General features: G+C 63.6%; 17 protein-coding genes and 1 tRNA gene. 11 read left to right on the top strand and 7 right to left on the bottom strand.

Translation table 11 applies throughout. The features are described 5' to 3' along the window. Positions 1–23: 23 nt before the first annotated feature. Positions 24–545 carry a GNAT family N-acetyltransferase gene (locus GLX_RS07535; RefSeq protein ID WP_014105390.1) on the top strand — a complete coding sequence of 174 codons (522 nt, stop codon included), beginning with the start codon at positions 24–26 and terminating at the stop codon, positions 543–545. 77 nt (positions 546–622) lie between these two features. Here GLX_RS07535 and GLX_RS07530 read toward each other — a convergent pair whose 3' ends face one another. Together GLX_RS07530 and GLX_RS07525 are read right to left on the bottom strand one after the other, a co-directional pair. Then, on the bottom strand, positions 623–2,002 hold the full coding sequence (locus GLX_RS07530) for an ammonium transporter (protein ID WP_014105389.1): 1,380 nt from the start codon (positions 2,000–2,002) through the stop codon (positions 623–625). Beyond that, positions 1,999–2,337, bottom strand: coding sequence for a P-II family nitrogen regulator (locus GLX_RS07525; RefSeq protein WP_041247704.1), 339 nt, complete (start codon positions 2,335–2,337; stop codon positions 1,999–2,001). The genes GLX_RS07530 and GLX_RS07525 overlap by 4 nt, the downstream gene beginning before the upstream one ends. Before the next feature lie 436 nt (positions 2,338–2,773). Here GLX_RS07525 and GLX_RS07520 point away from each other — a divergent pair, with 436 nt between their 5' ends. Then, positions 2,774–4,048: a chloride channel protein gene (locus GLX_RS07520; protein WP_041247262.1), complete on the top strand. Its 1,275-nt coding sequence runs from the start codon at positions 2,774–2,776 to the stop codon at positions 4,046–4,048. Positions 4,049–4,217: 169 nt separating this feature from the next. Here the strand turns inward: GLX_RS07520 and GLX_RS18580 are convergent, their stop codons facing one another. From GLX_RS18580 to GLX_RS18425, 3 genes are all read right to left on the bottom strand, one after another. Further along, positions 4,218–4,394 carry a hypothetical protein gene (locus GLX_RS18580; protein WP_167537194.1) on the bottom strand — a complete coding sequence of 59 codons (177 nt, stop codon included), beginning with the start codon at positions 4,392–4,394 and terminating at the stop codon, positions 4,218–4,220. Positions 4,395–4,505: 111 nt separating this feature from the next. Beyond that, the gene (locus GLX_RS07515; protein ID WP_014105386.1) at positions 4,506–5,360 is read right to left on the bottom strand and encodes a vanillate O-demethylase oxygenase; all 855 of its coding nucleotides are present in this window, start codon (positions 5,358–5,360) and stop codon (positions 4,506–4,508) included. After that, positions 5,357–5,494, bottom strand: a complete 138-nt coding sequence (locus tag GLX_RS18425) for a hypothetical protein (protein WP_153470187.1) — start codon at positions 5,492–5,494, stop codon at positions 5,357–5,359. The genes GLX_RS07515 and GLX_RS18425 overlap by 4 nt, the downstream gene beginning before the upstream one ends. Between GLX_RS18425 and GLX_RS07510 the strand changes: the two genes are divergently transcribed. The 3 genes from GLX_RS07510 (at position 5,493) to GLX_RS07500 (ending at position 7,512) form a co-directional block, all read left to right on the top strand. Beyond that, positions 5,493–6,158 (top strand): Rieske 2Fe-2S domain-containing protein, encoded by a 666-nt coding sequence (locus GLX_RS07510; protein WP_041247261.1) that lies wholly within the window; start codon positions 5,493–5,495, stop codon positions 6,156–6,158. The genes GLX_RS18425 and GLX_RS07510 overlap by 2 nt on opposite strands. Beyond that, positions 6,155–6,772 carry a glutathione S-transferase family protein gene (locus GLX_RS07505; RefSeq protein ID WP_014105384.1) on the top strand — a complete coding sequence of 206 codons (618 nt, stop codon included), beginning with the start codon at positions 6,155–6,157 and terminating at the stop codon, positions 6,770–6,772. The genes GLX_RS07510 and GLX_RS07505 overlap by 4 nt, the downstream gene beginning before the upstream one ends. A gap of 137 nt (positions 6,773–6,909) precedes the next feature. After that, complete coding sequence (locus GLX_RS07500; protein WP_014105383.1) at positions 6,910–7,512, top strand: hypothetical protein; 603 nt, start codon at positions 6,910–6,912, stop codon at positions 7,510–7,512. Here the strand turns inward: GLX_RS07500 and GLX_RS07495 are convergent. Continuing rightward, positions 7,493–9,697: an FUSC family protein gene (locus GLX_RS07495; RefSeq protein WP_014105382.1), complete on the bottom strand. Its 2,205-nt coding sequence runs from the start codon at positions 9,695–9,697 to the stop codon at positions 7,493–7,495. The genes GLX_RS07500 and GLX_RS07495 overlap by 20 nt on opposite strands. Positions 9,698–9,884: 187 nt before the next feature. On the opposite strand from GLX_RS07495, the gene GLX_RS07490 reads away from it, so the two are divergent. From GLX_RS07490 to GLX_RS07465, 6 genes are all read left to right on the top strand, one after another. After that, entirely contained in the window at positions 9,885–10,400 is a 516-nt protein-coding gene (locus GLX_RS07490) for a MarR family winged helix-turn-helix transcriptional regulator (protein ID WP_014105381.1), read from the top strand. Positions 10,401–10,542: 142 nt separating this feature from the next. Further along, positions 10,543–11,529: an HlyD family secretion protein gene (locus GLX_RS07485; protein ID WP_014105380.1), complete on the top strand. Its 987-nt coding sequence runs from the start codon at positions 10,543–10,545 to the stop codon at positions 11,527–11,529. Then, complete coding sequence (gene rbbA, locus GLX_RS07480; protein ID WP_014105379.1) at positions 11,526–14,300, top strand: ribosome-associated ATPase/putative transporter RbbA; 2,775 nt, start codon at positions 11,526–11,528, stop codon at positions 14,298–14,300. The genes GLX_RS07485 and rbbA overlap by 4 nt, the downstream gene beginning before the upstream one ends. Before the next feature lie 4 nt (positions 14,301–14,304). Then, a complete protein-coding gene (locus GLX_RS07475; RefSeq protein ID WP_014105378.1) occupies positions 14,305–15,432 on the top strand; it encodes an ABC transporter permease in 1,128 nt (375 codons plus the stop codon). Beyond that, positions 15,432–16,865 (top strand): TolC family protein, encoded by a 1,434-nt coding sequence (locus GLX_RS07470; protein ID WP_014105377.1) that lies wholly within the window; start codon positions 15,432–15,434, stop codon positions 16,863–16,865. The genes GLX_RS07475 and GLX_RS07470 overlap by 1 nt, the downstream gene beginning before the upstream one ends. Positions 16,866–16,883: 18 nt before the next feature. Next, positions 16,884–18,230, top strand: coding sequence for a GntT/GntP/DsdX family permease (locus GLX_RS07465; RefSeq protein WP_014105376.1), 1,347 nt, complete (start codon positions 16,884–16,886; stop codon positions 18,228–18,230). A 110-nt stretch (positions 18,231–18,340) separates the two neighbouring features. Here GLX_RS07465 and GLX_RS07460 read toward each other — a convergent pair. After that, positions 18,341–18,415 (bottom strand) — tRNA-Thr (locus tag GLX_RS07460). Positions 18,416–18,496 lie beyond the last annotated feature (81 nt).

The raw sequence follows: 18,496 nt of genomic DNA, 5'->3' as shown, positions 1-18,496 counted from the left end.
TGGCCTGTATGCCATAAAGCGGTATGACTTTTTCCATCCGTCCTGCAACCCCTGCCGATGCATGTCACCTCCCGGGCGTTGAACGCTCGGCCGCGCAGGTTTTCCGCACCGTGCCAGAACTGGCATGGCTGGCGGAAGGTGAAGTTCTGCCCATCGAAGCGCATCACGCATGTATGGAACAGCATGCCTGCTGGGTCGCGGTGGATGGACATGACCGACCGCTGGGTTTCCTGAGTGCCGAACGTTGCGGGCGGGACCTGCATATTCTTGAAATGTCGGTAGCCCGCCAGGTGCAGGGTAGGGGGCTGGGGTACCGGCTGCTTGCCTGTGCCGTTGCAGGCGCACGCGAGCATGGTCTGTCAGGGCTGACGCTGACCACCTTTTGCACGGTTGCGTGGAATGCCCCGTTTTACCGGAAGGCAGGTTTTCATATTATTGCACCCTCCGCGCTAGAGCCGCATCTTGCGGCACGGCTGCGGCAGGAGGCTGAAGCAGGTTTTGGTCCCGGCACACGCTGCGCGATGCGCCGTGATGTTACGGGCTGAAGCCCGATTGCGCATAAAAAAAGGGCGACCCGTAAGGGTCGCCCTTTTTTGTTACAGGATCAAGGCAGGGGAAAGGGTCAGGAATTGATCCGCTCGCCATGCAGGCTCATGTCCAGACCTTCCATTTCTTCATCACGGCTGACGCGCAACCCGATGGTCAGGTCAATGGCCTTGAGGAGGATGAAGCTGATCACCGCGCACCAGATGATCGTAACACCCACGGATTCCGCCTGTGCCAGGAACTGGTGGAAGGAGCCGCTCACCCCTTCGGGGCTGGCATCAGTGGCGGAAAGGGGACCGTAGGCAAACACGCCGGTCAGCAATGCGCCGACAATACCGCCAATGCCATGCACGCCAAAAGCATCAAGGCTGTCATCGTAGCCCATCATGTGCTTGAGCCCTGTCGCACCCCAGAAGCAGATCACACCAGCCAGAAGCCCGATCACCAGCGCGCCACCGGGCAGCACGAAGCCCGCTGCAGGCGTAATGGCTACAAGTCCACCCACGGCACCGGAAATGATGCCCAGCACGGTTGGCTTGCCGGTCTTCATCCATTCGGCGCACATCCACGAAACACCGGCCGCTGCCGCCGCGATCTGGGTGGTGGCCATGGCCATGCCCGCACGGCCGTTGGCGCCCCCTGCTGAACCTGCATTGAAGCCGAACCAGCCTACCCACAGCAGGGAGGCGCCGATGACGGCATAGGTCAGGTTATAGGGAGAGAGGTCTTCTTCCCCATATCCCTTGCGCCGCCCCAGTACCAGGGCCGCAACCAGTCCTGCAATACCAGCATTGATATGCACGACGGTGCCACCGGCGAAGTCGATCGCGCCAATCTTGCTGGCAACCCAACCATCCGGCCCCCAGACCCAGTGGGCAACCGGCACATAGACCAGCAGGCCCCACAGGATGGTGAATACGCACATGGCGCTGAATTTCATGCGTTCGGCAAAGGCGCCGGTAATCAGGGCGGGCGTGATGATGGCGAACGTCATCTGGAACGTCATCCACACGCTTTCGGGAATGGTCATGGTGGTTGCGGCATCGGTGCCCGCAGCCATGGTGAAGGGTACGTCAACACCCTTGCTGATGCCGGCACCCAGACCATTAAGCATGACACGCGACAGGCCGCCGATGAATGCGTTGCCCGATGTGAAGGTGAGGCTGTAGCCCACTACCATCCACACCACCGTCATGATGCAGCATATGCTGAAGGACTGCATCAGTGTAGCCAGCACATTCTTCTTGCGGACCATGCCCCCATAGAACAGGGCAAGGCCGGGAATGGTCATGAGCAGCACAAGCGCCGTGCTGACCAGCATCCATGCGGTATCACCTGTATCGACCGCAGGAGGGGGCGCATCCGCCGCCATGGCGGGCAGACCATGCAGGGACGCGGCTGCAACGGCCGCCACCAGCCCCGCATGGCGTCCGATCTTGCCAATCTTCTTGATCACAGCGCGTTCTCTCCGGTTTCCTGTGTCCTGATACGTATGGCCTGCTGCAGGTCGAGCACGAAAATCTTGCCATCTCCGATCTTGCCGGTGCATGCGGCAGTCTGGATCACGTCCACGACCTTGTCGCACTGGGCGGCAGGGACTGCGATCTCCAGCTTGATTTTGGGCAGGAACTGGATGTTGTACTCGGCACCACGATAGATCTCGGTCTGACCCTTCTGGCGGCCATAGCCCTTCACTTCGGTTGCCGTGAGGGCGTCCACACCGATGGAGTTCAGCCCCTCGCGTACCTCATCCAGCTTGAATGGCTTGATGATGGCAATGACGAATTTCATTTCGTTCCCTTCCTGCCGTGCCCCAGAAATGCCATTTTGCTGTCTCTGTTCCGCAAAGGCAACCATATCTGGAAGCAATATGAACTGGCTACTGTCTTTTGCCTTCCAATATGTCTCGAACGTCAGGTGTTGCCATTCTGCATGCCCTGACCGTACTTCTGGCGGGGGGTATCACGATGGTAGCAGGGAGTATTGATATTTCATTGTAACGAAAACGATCCGGCCTGTCCCGCAGCCCCGCATGCGACCTCCGTTGCCGTGGCCAGGCATGGAAAGGGCATGCCTGGCTGGGTCATGGCGGATGTGCCCATCGTGTTCCCAGCATGTGTGAAAGCCTGCTTGCGCCCGGTCCCTGATCTGGCCTACCTCTCATACCGTCATGCCAGCACCTGCTTCCCTCCCTCCTGCCCCTGCATCGCTTACTCCGTGGCCGGTGATGGTCGTGGCGGTCATGGTTACGGGCATCCTGTCCGGGGTGGGGGGGACAGTGCTGTCTCTGCTGCTGCATATGATCCAGCACCTGGCCTATGGCTACGGCCAGCCTGGCGGGCCACATACCTTTGAGCAGGGGGTCAGTGCCGCCGCACCGTGGCGGCGGATTGCCGCGCTGTGTGGCGCGGGTCTTGTTGCGGGTGTGGGATGGTGGGCGCTGGGGCGGTTTGGCAGGCCGCTGGTCGGGATTGGTGCCGCCGTGGGCAAGACGGAACTGGGGCGGCCCATGCCGCCGCTTTCCACCGTTGTGCACCTGCTGCTCCAGATCGTGACCGTGGCCCTTGGTTCTCCCCTGGGGCGCGAGGTGGCGCCACGTGAACTGGGTGCGGTCATGGCCACCGGCACGGGCCGCATGTTGGGACTCGTACCGGCAGACCGGCGCATCATCATCGCGTGCGGGGCCGGGGCCGGGCTTTCAGCGGTGTATAATGTGCCGCTGGGTGGTGCGCTGTTCATACTGGAAGTGCTGCTGGGCACAATGGGCCAGCGTGCCGTGCTGTGCGCGATTGGAGCTTCGGCCATCGGGGCCTGCGTGCCGTGGGCGGTGCTGGGCAATGTGCACCAGTATGCGATCGGGACGATGGCCCTCACCGCCCCGGTCATGCTGTGGGCGCTCTGTGCCGGGCCGATCGTGGGTGTGGTGGCGCATGGGGTGAAGCGCATGATGGCCGTTGTGCAGAGCCGGGCGGCGAAGGGGGTGTCACGCATCGGCTGGTGTCTGGTGGTATTTCCGCTGCTTGGGGTGCTGACCTGCTTCTATCCGCAGCTGCCGGGCAACGGGCGGGGACCGATGCAGCTTGCGCTATCCGACCAGATGGGGGTGCAGACGGCTGCCGTGGTGCTGGCGCTCAAGCTTGTCGTGATCATGGGGGCGATGCGCGCCGGTGCGGCCGGTGGCCTGCTTACGCCCAGCCTGGCCATGGGTGCGCTCCTGTCTACCGTGCTGGCGGGGGTGTGGAACCTGTTTCTGCCGCCGGTTGCCATGGGCACGGTGGCGTTGTTGGGGGGGATCGCCTTTCTGGGTACGTTCATGTCCATGCCGCTTACGGCCATAGCCCTTGGTATCGAATTTACGCAGATGGAGCATGACCTGTGGGTGCCCGTGCTGCTGGTCTCGGCTGGGGCGCTGCTGGGGATGCGGGTGTGCGCGCGGCTTGATGGCCAGCCTGCTCCCATGCTGCGGCCCTCGACGCTGGGCAGCATGTCGGCACGGTCCTGAAAGGGCAGCATAGAAAAAGGCGGCACCGTTGCCGATGCCGCCTTATCCTGAGGACAGTCGCATTATCTGCTGTAACGCACCGTCAGTGCTTTTCATCCCATGGGTGGGGAGCATGCACAATGGGTGGTGACTCACGTTTGAATGACCTCACGCCATTGTGGATATGGACCTATTTCTCGGCAAAGGGGTCGAAGTCGCCGTCGTTCTCACGTACGCTCCACCAGCCTTTGTTCCATTGTTCATAGGCGGGCAGCGTTTCATCGAACGGGTTCTCGATCAGCGGCTCGCCCTTTGTTGCGGCGGCCTTGCCCTGTTCAAAGGCGTCGGTCGTGTTCTGGTCGGTCATGTGGTGGTTCCTGACATGTCTGCCTGATCTGTATGGCAGGCTTACACCATGTGCCCCCTGCCCGCAGCCCCGCATGGTGGTGGGGGGGTAATGCGCTGGGCGCAGATGTGTTCAGGTCGTGGTGCCATAGGTCATGCCACGGTCACGCAGCCAGCGGCGGTAGGCGACGGACATGCGATCCGCCATGGTCGGGATCTCGACCCCGGCAGCCAGTGGCAGGCGGCGCGGACGCTGGTTTTCCAGTATGATGCGGTCCTGGAGGAAAATGGTCTGCTGGAATTCCACCAGGTCGGTCTGGGAGGCTGTTTCGTCGAGCAGGAACATGACCGGGTGCGCGCGCGCGCATTCCTGTGTCATCGGCTGGACGAACAAAGCAATTACGTCAGAACGGTCGGGCTGGGTGGGACAGGTCTTGTACAGCAGGGTCACGAAAGGGCCGGCCACGCGGTAGCTGTATGCGGTATCAATCCCCCCGGTTGCCGAAAGGGCGGCCTTTGGCTGGTAAAAATGGCAGTCCGTGGCCCACAGTTCGCGGCCATTATCGCGCAGTTCCAGGGTGTAACGGGCGACTTCCGTATCCGGCTCGGCCCCCAGTATGTTGGTGTGAACGAAGGGGAAATGTGCCATGTCGAGGAAATTCTCGACAATGCGTGGCGCAGAGGTGTGGATCGTGAACACCCCACAGTCAACCAGCCTGCGGTCGGGCTCCAGGGCTTCAGTAATGACGGGAATGTCCCCTTTCGGTGTGCCGGGGCAGGTCCATAAGCAGCCATGGCGCGCGCGTACGGGTAGCAGGCGCCTGTGTTCCACATCACAGGCAAATGGCCTGCCCTGTGCGTCATGGCCGAAGGTCAGGTGCCGGTCAAACAACATGGTATCGGTGGGCATGCTGCGTAACTGCGAGAGCGGGGTGATCACATGCCATTCATCTGCAACGGCTGCATCGGGATGGGGGATCTGTGTCATGGCCCGGTTCCTGCCTGCGGTCTGTCCTGCCGCGCGGTCAGAGGATGTGCCGCACGGTTCACGACCGCCACGATGGCATGCCATGATGGTGCATGAAAGACCGTAAGCCATATGAAGGAGAACACGACAGACATGGAAAGATGGCATCCGGTCAGTGTCCTGTCCGACATAGGTCGTGGCGAGGTCGTGGGTGTGCGGGTTGAGGGGCACGAGATCGTGCTGTGGCGTGAGGATGTGCCCGGTGCCACCGTACATGCATGGGAGGACCGCTGCCCCCATCGCGGCATGCGGCTGAGTTTCGGCTTTGTGCGTGATGGGGCGCTGGGATGCCTGTACCACGGCTGGCAGTTTGGTGGTACGGCGCGGTGCAGGTTGATCCCGGCCCACCCGAATGTGCGCGTGCCCGCCGCCATTCAGGTACGGGCATATGCGGTGCGTGAACAGGCAGGGCTTGCATGGGTCAGTCTGGAAGGGGCGGAAGATTTTCCGGCCGGTCTGTCCGGCCAGTGGTCGCGGGTCATGCCGGTACGCAGCGTGCATGTGGCGGTCGGTGTCGCGCTGCTGCGTCATGCGCTGGGCATGCCAGCGGATGAAACCATGATCTGGTGCGGCCCGGTCGGGCTTGCGGTGCATGCGCCGGTGGCGGGGCATGCCATGCTGCATGTGGTGCGTGCGCATGGGCCGGGACTGTCCGCGTCCGCGCTGTCGCACTGGGCGGAGCGGTTGCGTGACGGGGTGGAATCCGGCAGCGATACCGCCCCGATCATGGAAGAACTGGCCATGGGGGCACGGCCATGAGCGTGGAACTGCTCCTGTACGACTGGATGCCGGATGTGCGCTGTTACGCTGTGCGCCTTGGCCTGTCGCTGATGGGACTGTCTTGTACCACCCGCGCGGTGGACACGGACCTCCCCCCTGGTCAGCGTCCTGCGGCGCTGGCAGATGGCCTCCGTCCCCCCGTGTTGCAGGCAGGCGGCACGCGCCTGTCACGCCCGTGCACGATGTTGGTGTTTGCTGCCCGCCTGCCCGGTGTGGAACCCGCATGGCTCGACCCCGTTCATGCATGGGCGATCATGGACTGGCTGGATTTTGGCGCCACGGCACTCGATACGCTGGTCACGTTGCGCCATGCGGCTTTTGGCGCCACGCTGCCGGTTATGCCGGATACGCGCCCCCTCATGCTCCTGCTTCGCCGGATGGAAGACCATATGGCCGCCCGTGTTCTGGCGGGGGAGGCATGGTTTGCGGCACCGGCCCCCAGTATTGCCGATGTGGTGCTGTTTGTCGTGTTCGCGCTTTCGGCGGATCTGGGGGTGGAGCGTGATACCTGCCCCGCGCTGCGGCGCTGGGCGCGCGGGGTGCGGCACCTGCCGGGTTTTGCCGTCATGCCCGGTGTGCCAGACTATGCCTGATGGCCGTGCCACCTATGCACGCAGATGTCTGGATACATGACTGATCGCATGCGTTATGGGATAGGGAATCTGGACCGGGCGCAGGCCCGCCAGCCGCGTTTCATATCTGTTAAGTATTGTAGGGAAGAATAATAAACATGAACGTAAAGCTGTTTGCACCCCGCCGCGCGGCGGTCGCCCTTGCTGCCGCCATGGTGGGGAGCGTTGCCGCCCTGTCCGTGCCATCCGTGCCCGCCATGGCGCAGGCACCGGTTATCGTGGGCAACCAGACGGCAACCGCCATTGTCGAAAGCGTGGATCATGACGCGGGCATGATTCTGCTGCGTGACAAGGCGGGCAATCTGGACACCGTGCGCGTGGATGCCGACCAGCGCGCCAAGCTGCCGGTCCTGCATCCCGGTGACAAGATTGGCCTGCGCATTGTCCGTACCATCGATGCTTCCATCGCACCGCCCGGCTCCCCCTTGCCCGAATCGACCGAGAATGCTGCCGGCACCCGCACCGGCCCGCACCCGCATGGCATGATGGTCTCCTTCAAGCGTGAGCGCGTGAAGGTGACGGGCGTGGACACCACCCGCAACCAGGTGGTGTTTGTCGATCCCGATGACATCACCCGCGTCGTGCTGGTGCGCCAGAAGCCGATGCAGGAATTCCTCAAGACCCTCAAGCCGGGCGATGAGGTGGACACCACCGTGATGGATGCGGTGTCGTTCTCGGTGCTCAGCCGACTTCCGGCCTGACGGCGGCCAGCGGCGGCCTGTGGGCGGCGGGATAGCCCTCCGCCCATTGCAGCGGCCCGCGCTGGTCCAGGAAGCCGGGGATATCGCGGATGATCCGTCCCGCCTGTTCAAGGCAGGCCATGGCCTCCACCTGGGCGGGGGGGCGCTGGGCAATCGCATCGGGCGGGCATAGTATGCCTGCGGCCCGGATCAGGGCGGCGGCGGTCAGCAGCGGGTTGTGCGCCAGTTCGGTAAAGGTATCCAGCGCATCATAAATGGCCCTGCGCTGGGTACTGTCTATGTCCGGGCTGGTGGCAAGGGTGCGGATACGCTCGACCAGTCGCCCCAGGGACAGCGTGGCCAGTGCCGCGTCAATATACTGGTGGATAACGCCGGGCTGGGCAAAGAACGACAGGCGCATGGCCAGCCGGATCACCTTCTGCAACTGCAGGTTTTCCCATACCAGCCACTCCGTGCCCTGCCTGCGGCCCGATAGCGCCAGCCTGCGCAGGCTGCGCGTAAGTGAGGAGACAAGGCGGGCGGCATCCAGCCGGTGATTGGGCGGCAGGATGACCCTGAACGACAGCACCAGCATGATACAGCCCATCAGCAGCGCCATCCAGCCGTTGAACAGGCCGATGTCGTTATAATAATGAATCGGGTTGTTCACCTGTAGCATCACGGTGGCGAACACACCGTACCCAAACGCGCCAATGCCGAATTTGGGGTGGAACTGTAGCCACACGCCCGGCAGCAGCATGATACACAGTGAAAGCCACAGCAGCGGATAGCCATCAATCTGGGGCAGCAGGAAGATATGGCACGCAAGCCCCGCCGGCACTCCCAGCGCCGTGCCCGTAGCCATAAGCCCGGCCGCGCGTGAGGCGGAGGGCAGGGTGGACAGCAGGCTCGCCGCCGCCACCACATACAGCATCATCGTCGGTCCCGCCGTCCAGTGCAGCACGTACCAGATCAGGGCCGTCAGCATGGTGATCAGGGCGCCGCGTGCGCCATTGCGCAGGGCCGTGGGCCATTCCAGATAGGGTTGCAGCCGCAGCCTGCGCCCGGCACTCCCCCGGCGGGACAGGTCAAGTAGCGCGGTTTCGATCTGGCCAACAAGATCCTGAATATCATCAAGGAACAGCAGTGACTGGGGCGAGATGCTCTGCCGCGCGCGCGCGATCATGGCATCACGCGTAAGGCGGATGCGCGCGCAGCCTTCCGGCCAGGCGGATTCGAGCGCGCGGTTCTCGGTCAGGTCCATCAGGTGGCGCAACATGGCCACGATCTCGCCATGCACGGCGCGGTCCTGTGTGGTGTCGGGTGCCGTGATGGTGTGCGGGTGATAGGAGGCCACAATGCCTGAAAGCCGCGCCAACCCCGCGCGGATCTCGCGCTGGCGCACGCTTATGTCGTAATTGTCGGTTGCGGCATATTCCACCGCATCCGACAGGCGGCCGATCCGCGCCAGCATGGCCGCACGGCTGTCATGAAAATCCGAGGGCAGGGAGCGGAACGTCGTAGTCGGTGGCCCGTCGGCTTCGCGCGCCGCAAGGTCGGCATAGCCTTCATGGAAGGCCAGGATGTAGCTGACCGTATCGCGGAACAGGGTGTGGATTTGTGTAAACAGCGTGTCCGAGCGGCGTGGTGATGTGACCATGAAGACGGTCGCGGTCGTCACGATTCCCACCACCACGGCGGAAAGCCGCGACATGGCGCTGAGGAAGATGCCGTCAGGATCGCCAAAGGCGGGAGCGGAGATGATGACGATGGTATACCCCGTCAGCACGGCGGCATAGGCGCGGAACAGCCGCAGGAAGGTGGCCGCCATGCAGGCCAGCCCCACCACCACCGACAGTCCCATGAAATACAACACCGGTGACTGCACGAACACCGCCATCAGCCCCACGCTTATGGATGCGCCAATAATGGTGCCGATCACGCGCCACACACTTTTGGAGACTAGCGCCCCTACGGTTGGATTGGCCACGATCATGACCGTTGTGACCGAACTCATGGGGGACTGGAGCTGGAAGGCGAAAGCAAGGAACAGCGCAATGCCGACCGACAGCAGGGCACGCGCGCTGAAGGCCGCCGTGGTGCGCGTAGCGGCCCACTGGGTATCGCTGGCGAAACTGCGCATGAGGCTGGACAACATCTGGGTGCGGACTCCCGGCGGCGGCGTGAGCGCTCCCTGATAACGCATGCCGCGCGAAGATAAAAAGGCTGGGCCTGCTAATGTATTGTATGACAATTAGTGCTATGTCAATTATATCTACGCCATACAGCCTGCCCGCCGGGCAGCCATCGCATAAAGGGGTCATGATCGTCCCGGACCGCCATGCTATCGGGCAGGGAGGGGTCCAGGTGTCGTGGCCCGGTACCAGCAGGGGATGAACATGACCGGACGTTCACCATTGCCCGATATCAAGGGTGCGGGCTTTGAGGACATGAGGATGACTTTCCTCACCATGCGGCTGGCCAATACATGGCGGCTCGTGCTGGACCGTGCCCTGCGGGCGGAGGGGATGAGTATGGCCATGATGCGCCCGCTCGCGTACTTGATGATGCTACCCGACAGGGTCAGCCAGCGCACCCTTGCCCACGCCATGAATACCGATAGTTCCGCCCTGGTGCGTGTGCTTGACCTGCTGGAAGGCGAAGGGCTGGTTGAACGCCATCCCGACCACGAGGACCGCCGCGCCAAGAGTCTGGTCCTGACCGTGCGCGGCAGGCGCAAGTGCGAGACTTTTCACACCACCTGTGCCGCCATGGAAGCCCGCGTGCTTGGCAGCCTGGCACCGGGACAGGTACAGGCCATGATGCAGGTGCTCGCCGGGGTGCTGGGTCGGGCCGAGGCCGTGATGGAGGAGGGGGATAGTCCCCCCTGTACCGGACAGGCGCTGTAAATGACCTGCATCAGTTCGCTGCGTCCCGCATTGGTATAGGACGGAACACGAAGGTGCCCGTACCGGGCGGATGCTAAGTGTGCATGATGTAGTGTTCCGGCTCCGTGCCGGCCTGTGCGTTGGGCAGGGAGAAACAGGCGGTATGAAGTGGCGTGATGTTGCGGTCGGCGCGGGCGCGGCTGTTGTGGCGGTAGGGTGTGCTGTGGGCTGGTATGTGGTCCAGCACCGTGGGGAACTGCCGCCAGGTCTGGCGCGCGCCAACGGGCGGCTGGAACTGGCCCGCATTGATGTGGCGGTCAAGTATCCCGGTCGGATTACCGCACTTGAGTTCCATGAAGGCGATGTGGTTGCGGCGGGTCAGGTTCTGGCGCGCGAGGACGATGTGAGCACGCGGGCCAGCCTTGATGCCGCCCGCGCCCAACTGCTTGCGGCACAGGCCAATGTGGCCCGCGCTGGTGCAGAGCGTGAAGCCCGGCAGGCCGGCCTGCATCTGGCCCAGCTTGACCTTGAGCACGCGCGCACCATGTTCCGCCAGCATCTGGTATCGGACATGGAACTCTCCCAGCACCAGACCAGCCTCGATACCGCCACCGCTGCCGAAAGTGCGGCCGCCCGCGCGGTCGATGCGGCCACTGCGGCAGAGCAGGGTGCCCGCGCGCAGGTAGCCCAGGCGCAGTCCGTCGAGGATGACATGACCATCCGCGCCCCGGTTGCGGGCCGGATCGAATACCGGATCGTGGAGAAAGGTGCCGTGCTGCCCGGTGGCGGCCGCGTAGCCTCGCTGCTGGACCCGACCGACATGTACCTGACCATTTTCTACCCATCGCAGCAGGCGGGCCAACTGCATGTAGGTGACCAGGCTCGCATAGCGCTGGATGCGCTGCACCAGCAGGTGATCCCGGCTACCATCTCCTTCGTCTCGCCTGAGGCACAGTTCACTCCCAAATATGTCGAGACCACGACCGAGCGCGACAAGCTGGTCTATCGCGTCAAGCTGCGGATCGACCCTGCCACAGCGCAACGGTACGGCAGTGTGCTCAAGGCGGGCATGACGGGTGATGGCTATGTCCGCACCGATTCTGCCGTTCACTGGCCTGCCGGGCTTGATGTGGCTGATACCCCGCAATGACCGGGCAGGTCCCATCCCAGCCGCCGCCCGTACCGGGCATTGTCATTACGGGGGTCACGCACCGCTACGGCGCGGTTACGGCGCTGGATAATGTGACGCTGGACCTGCCGGCGGGCACCACCATCGGCCTTGTCGGGCCGGACGGGGTGGGCAAGTCCACCCTGCTGGGGCTGATCGCGGGCGTGCGCAAGCTCCAGTCCGGTACGGTGCGGGTGCTGGGAGCGGACATGGGCGACCGCCATGAGCGTGAGGATTTTTTGCCGCGCACCGCCTTCATGCCGCAGGGACTGGGGCGCAACCTGTACCCGACCCTGTCGGTGCGGGAGAATATCGACTTTTTTGCCCGTCTGTTCGGCATGGATGCCAGTGCGCGTGACGCACGTATCCAGCGCCTGCTCGATGCCACGGGGCTGGCCCCCTTTCCCGACCGGGCGGCGGGTCACCTGTCGGGTGGCATGAAACAGAAGGTCAGCCTGTGCTGCGCGCTGGTGCATGACCCGGACCTGCTGATCCTTGATGAACCGACAACCGGTGTCGATCCGCTGTCGCGCCAGCAGTTCTGGACACTGGTGGACCAGTTGCGCGCCGAGCGCCCGTCCATGACGGTCATCGTCTCGACCGCGTATATGGAGGAGGCGGAGCGGTTCTCATGGCTGGTGGCCATGGATTCTGGCCGGGTGCTGGTCAGTGACCGCACGCAGCATGTGCTTGAACGCATGCATACGACATCGCTGGAAGAGGCGTATATCGCGCTCCTGCCGCAGGGCCGCCGCCCGCAGGAAGGTGGCTTTTCCATCCCCCCTTACGCCAATCCCGGCGGCCCGCCCGCCATCGAGGCTGCTCACCTGACCCGCCGCTTCGGCAGCTTCACGGCGGTGAGCGATGTAAGCTTCACCATCAGTCGGGGCGAGATATTCGGCTTTCTTGGCTCCAACGGCTGCGGCAAGTCCACCACCATGAAGATGCTGACCGGCCTGCTGGATGTGACCAGCGGTACGGCCAAGCTGTTTGGCGAGCAGATCACGGCAGGCGACATGAAAACCCGCATGCGGATCGGGTACATGTCGCAGGCGTTCTCGTTGTATGAGGAACTGACCGTACGGCAGAACCTTATGCTACAGGCGCGGCTGTACCGCATCCCGGCGATAAAGGCTGCGCGGATGGTCGAGCAGTCGCTCGATTCATTTGAACTGCGTGAATGTGCCGATGTCAGCCCCGCCTCCCTGCCGCTGGGCATACGCCAGCGTCTGCAACTGGCTGCGGCGTGCATCAACAACCCCGAGATCCTGATCCTTGACGAGCCGACATCGGGCGTGGACCCTGCCGCGCGCGACATGTTCTGGCGGCACCTCATCCGCCTTTCACGCGAAGGGCATGTGACGATTTTCGTCTCCACCCATTTCATGAACGAGGCCGCGCGGTGTGACCGGATTTCGCTCATGCACCGGGGCCATGTTCTGGCCGTGGGTACGCCTGCCGGGCTGGTGGAAAAACGTGGTGCCCCCACGCTGGAAGCCGCCTTCATCGCCTATCTGCAGGATGCCGAGGCGGCAACGGATGCGCAGGCCCACCCTGTACCGCCCCCGCCCCCCACGCGCTGGCACGCGGTGGCCACACGCCTTGCTGCCCGCTTTGGGGGCGTGGGGGGTGGCGGATGGCTGCCACGCGCCTGGGCTTTTGCCCGGCGCGAGGCGGTTGAACTGCTGCGTGACCGGCTGCGGCTGACCTTCGCGCTGGTCGGCCCGCTGATTTTGCTGGTGGTGGCGGCGTCGAGCATCTCGTTCGATGTGGAGGGTGTGGGCTTTACCGTGCTGGATCATGACCGCACCACGATCAGCCGCGACCTGATCGACAGCTTCCGGGGTTCGGCCTATTTCCATGAACTGGCCCCCGTGGCCGATGCGGATGCGCTGGACCGGACCATACGCAATGGCCATGCCCAGATGGCGCTGGATATTCCCGCAGGCTTCGCGCGCGACATGGAAGCCGGGCGCAGGCCGGAGATCGGGGTGATCGTTGATGGCGCGGTCCCGTTCCTTGCGGCCAACGTGCGGGCCTATGCCACCGGAGTGTTAGCGGGCTACGCCACCACTCTGGGCCGCGCACTGCCACAGCAGGTCGGGCTGCCGATTACGGTGGAGCCCCGTTTTTCCTATAATCAGGAATTCCGCAGCATCTACGCCATGGCGCCGGGCGTGATCATGCTGGCCCTGATCCTGATCCCCACCATGCTCACCGCGCTGGGTGTGGTGCGCGAGAAGGAAGTGGGCTCCATTGTCAATCTCTATGCATCACCCGCCTCGGTCGGGCAGTACCTCATGGGCAAGCAGGCGCCTTATGTTGCGCTGGCCACGCTGAGCTACTTCCTGCTGGTGCTTGTGGCCGTGGTGGTGCTGGGGGTGCCGCTCAAGGGGTCACTGCTGGCGCTGACGATAGGCGGCGTGCTGTTTGTGCTCTCGGCTACGGGGCTGGGGCTGCTGATCTCGACCTTTGTCAGTTCACAGGTTGCGGCCATTTTCGGCACGTCGATTTTGTGCCTGATCCCGGCGGTCAACTTTTCCGGCCTGCTCTATCCGGCCTCCACCCTTACGGGGGGCAGTCGCCTTGTGGGACTGGGGTTTCCGGCGGCGTGGTACCAGCTGATCAGCCTTGGCTGCTTTACCAAGGGGCTGGGGACCGGCAGCTTCTGGGCCATGTACCTTGTGCTGGGCCTGTTTGCCGCAGGCTACATGCTGGCGGCCCGGCTCCTGCTCAAGAAACAGGAAGCGTAAAGCCATGATGCGCTGGCTGGTCAATGTCGGTCTGCTGTGCGGCAAGGAGCTGCGCAGCCTTGTGCATGATCGTGTGCTGCTGGGGCTGATCGTGTTCGCCTTTACCGCAGGCGTGCTGCTGGTGGCCAACGGGGTGAAGGTGGAGGTTTCCAACGCCACTATCGCCTTTATCGACGAAGACCATTCCGGCCTGTCGCGCCGCATGCACGATGCGGTCCTGCCGCCCTATTTTAAGCCTGCCGTGCTGGTGGACCGGGCACAGGCGCTGCGGGGTATGGACCGGGGGGACTATATCTTCGTGGTCGATATCCCGCCGCGTTTCGAGGCGGACGTGCTGGCGGGCCGCACACCCGCCGTGCAACTGCGTGTGGACGCCACGGCCATGACACAGGCGGGGCTGGGCACCGAATACCTGAACGAGATACTGCTGGGTGAAGTGGACGACATGCTGCATGCGCCTGCGGTGGTGGACCAGATCCCCTTTCAGGCGGCCAGCCGTGTCCGCTTCAATCCCAACAGTGAATCCAGCTGGTTCACTTCGGTCATGCAGATCGTGACGAACATCACCATCCTCTCCATCGTGCTGGTGGGGGCGGCGGTGATCCGTGAGCGCGAGCATGGCACGCTGGAACACCTGCTGGTCATGCCTGTCAGCGCCAGTGAAATTGCGGTGGCCAAGATCGTGACCAACGGGCTGGTCATATTCGTCGGTGCCATGCTGTCGCTGTGGCTGGTGGTGCATGTGTGGCTGGGCGTGCCGCTGGCGGGGTCGGTCACGCTGTTTGGCGCGTGCGCGCTGTTGTACCTGTTTTCGGCCACGGCGCTGGGCATCATGCTGGCCACGGTGGCCCCCACCATGCCGCAGTTCGGGCTGCTGGTGGTGCCGGTCTATGCGGTGGCGTACCTGCTGTCAGGTGCCGCTACCCCGGTGGAAAGCATGCCGCGGCTCATGCAGGTGGTGGTGCGCTTTTTGCCCACCACGCAGTTCGTCAACCTGTCACAGGCCATCCTGTACCGTGGCGCGGGGTTGGGTGCGATCATGCTGCCGCTGCTGACGGTAACGGTGACGGGTATTGTATTTCTGGCATTCGCGCTCTCGCGCTTCAGGTCCATGTTGGCAAGGCAGGAATAATGAGGAACAGATTGACGCAGGTTGCCTGCATGGCCCGCCTTGTGGTGGGCGTGGGGCTGGTGGCGGGGTGTACGCCCTTTCATACGCATGTGCCGCCATCGCATGTAAGGCTGCCCAGGCAGTTTACGCAGCAGCAAGTGGCGGGTATGCCCGCAACCGACCTGACACGCTGGTGGGAGGCATGGCACGACCCTGACCTGACCCGCGCGGTGGAAACGGCCCTTGCTGCCAGCCCTGATATCCGCATGGCCCGTGACCGGGTGCGTGAGGCGCGTGCGCTGCATACGGTGGCAAAATCGGCGCTGTATCCTACCGTGGGTGCTACGGGCAACATGCTGGGGGGCGGTATGGACTGGCGCAACCCGTACAGCCTGCCCGCCAATGATCCGGGTACGGACGGGCATCTGGCCGGTATCACCGCATCGTGGGAGCCGGACCTGTTTGGTGGCCGCCATGCGGATGTGAAGGCGGCAAAGGCGGGCGTGAAGGCAGAGGAGGAATACTTCCACGGCGTGCAGATGGTCATCGCCGCCGACGCGGCCAGCAACTACCTGCAGGCTCAGGGGCTGCAACGTCAGATCACGTTGACCGATCGCTCAATTGCCCTGCTGGGGCAGTTGCGCGGCTATGGGCAGGCGCGCTTTACGTCCGGGCAGGCCACGGCGGCGGATGTGACGGAAATTGACCAGAAGCTTTCCGACCTGCGGGCGCGCAGGCCTATGCTGGTAGCCGGGCTGGATCTTGTGCGCAGGCGGCTGGCCGTACTGTCGGGGCAGGTGCCCGAGGGGCTGCCCGACCTGCCGCCGCCGCCTGCCTATTACCTGCCCCCCGCACCGGTGGGGCAGATGCCCGATACCGTGCTGGAACGTCGGCCGGACATCCGTGCCCGACGCGATCAGGTCGATGCGGCGCTCAACCGGCTCAAAAGTGCCAAGACCGACCTGTTGCCCCGCTTCGGGCTGGAGTTCTTTGGTGGCGACGGGCGGCTGCGTTTTGATGGCATTCCCGGCATGTCCGGCACGGGTGGGCTGATTGCGCTGACCACTTACCTGCCCATCTTTACTGCCAACCGCGTGCAGGCCCGCATCCATGCCGCCAGTGCCAGGTTGGATGCGGCGGTGGCAGGCTATGACCAGAGCCTGCTGCGTGCGCTGGCGGAGGTGGAGGACGGGTATGAAAACCGCTTAAGCCTGGATAGCCGGGATAAGGACCTGACCCGCGCGCAGGCGCAGGCCGAGCGGGTTGCGCATGATATGGCCGGGCTGTATGCGGGTGGTCAGCGTACGCTGGGCGATGTGCTGCATGCCCGCATGATGGCATTGGACGCGCAGGGCACCGTGCTGGCCAACCAGGACAGCCGTACCACCGCCACCATACAACTGGCCCGCGCGCTGGGTGGCGGGTGGGAGCAGGCGACACCGCTCTCGCGCTGAACAGAAGGGAAAGCAGCAATGTCGGTCGGCATGGCCCTGTTACTGGCTGTCATGGCCATCTGTATTGTTGTTTTCCTGATTGAGCGCACCAAGCTCAACCCCTTCCTTGCCCTGTTCATCGCGTCCATGCTGCTGGGATTTGCCGCAGGCATGCCCGCGGCAAAGGTCGTGACCTCGTTTGAGAGCGGGGCAGGGCAGGTGTTGGGCCAGATTGCGTCCGTCATCGCGCTGGGCACCATGCTGGGCAAGATGCTGGAGGTCTCGGGCGGGGCAGACCGCATTGCCATGACCGTGGTGTCACTGGCCGGGCCGAAGCGGCTGGACTGGGCGATGATGGTGATCGGGCTGCTGGTCGGGCTTTCGGTATTCTTTACCGTCGGTTTTGTCATTCTGGTGCCGCTGGCTTTTTCCATTGCACGGCGGACAGGCACGCCGCTTCTGCATGTGGCGCTGCCGGTTACGGCGGCGCTGTCCGTGGTGCAGGGCTACATGCCGCCCCATCCCGGCACCATGTTCGCCCTTGCGGCCTACCATGCCGATACTGGCCGCCTGATCTGGCTGGGCGCGCTGGTCAGCGTGCCAGTGGCGATCCTGTCCGGCCCGTTCTATGCCCGTTTTATCGTGCCCCGTCTGCCGTCTGATGCCGGGGCGCAGGCCGCCAGCCAGCATGCCACGGCACCGCGTGCCAGTGGCGACCTGCCTGGTTTTGGCATCACGCTGTTCACCATCCTGGCCCCCATGGTGCTCATGCTGGCAGGATCGGCCACGCGATTCATGGGATCTCAGGCGGCGTGGTGGGCAGTCATGCTGCGTTTTGCGGGTGACCCCAATGTGGGACTGGCGCTGGCGGCACTGCTGTCGTTCTGGACGCTGGGGCTGCGGCGCGGGCTTACGCGTGAGCAGGTGCTTGGCTATTCCAGTGAATGCCTTGGCCCGCTGGCTGGCCTACTGCTTATGATCGGTGCAGGGGGTGGCTTTGGCGCGGAACTGATGGATAGCGGCATTTCGGATGCGATTGCGCGCACGGCGGTGGACATGCATGTGCCGCTGCTCATCCTGGCATGGGGGCTGGCGGCAGGAATGCGCCTTGCGGTGGGATCGGCCACCGTGGCCATGAGTACCACGGCAGGGATTGTCGCCCCCATCATGGCGCATGGGCAGGGTGTTTCGCCCGAACTGATGGTGCTGGGCACCGGGGCGGGGGCGGTCATGTTCGGCCCGATGAATGATTCCGGCTTCTGGCAGGTGCGTGATGCGCTGGGGCTGAGTGTTGCGCAGACCCTGCGGACCTGGTCGGTCATCGAGACCCTGATCGGGGTCGCGGGGCTGGTGATGTGCCTGATTCTGGGGTGGTGCGGGCTGTAGGGGCATGACTTTGGTCAGCTGTGGCATCTGCCTGCCACCTGTTACCCTATAACCATGCAGCCGTAGCCAGGAGGGGTAACAGAAAATCAATATATATCAGGAAGAAAAGGTGGTGCCGACACTCGGAATTGAACCGAGGGCCTACTGATTACGAATCAGTTGCTCTACCCCTGAGCTATGTCGGCAAACCTGTGGGGTCTGATAAACGATGGGCTGGCATGATGCAATATCTCAAATGTGCCATTCCCCATTTTAATTTGGTCTAT

It is taken from the genome of Komagataeibacter medellinensis NBRC 3288, from assembly GCF_000182745.2.
Taxonomy (GTDB): domain Bacteria; phylum Pseudomonadota; class Alphaproteobacteria; order Acetobacterales; family Acetobacteraceae; genus Komagataeibacter; species Komagataeibacter medellinensis.
This window is presented reverse-complemented; position numbering and strand designations above follow the sequence as displayed.